We start from the raw sequence: 204 nt of genomic DNA, 5'->3' as shown, positions 1-204 counted from the left end.
AAACTGGACGACCCAACCGGCTATGGGCGCATTACGCGTGATAACGGCAGCGTTACTGGCATCGTTGAGCATAAAGATGCGACCGACGAGCAACGCAAGATCCAGGAAATTAACACCGGCATCCTGATTGCCAATGGCGCTGATATGAAGCGCTGGTTATCTAAACTGACCAACAACAACGTGCAGGGTGAATATTACATCACC

Annotated in this window: 1 pseudogene; it reads left to right on the top strand. The window is 50.5% G+C overall.

Annotated elements, in window-relative coordinates:
- Positions 1-204, top strand: a pseudogene (glmU, locus tag FDX22_RS22560) (bifunctional UDP-N-acetylglucosamine diphosphorylase/glucosamine-1-phosphate N-acetyltransferase GlmU); the annotation flags it as partial.

The organism is Citrobacter sp. TBCS-14, from assembly GCF_005280805.1.
Taxonomy (GTDB): Bacteria; Pseudomonadota; Gammaproteobacteria; order Enterobacterales; family Enterobacteriaceae; genus Citrobacter; species Citrobacter gillenii.
This window is presented reverse-complemented; position numbering and strand designations above follow the sequence as displayed.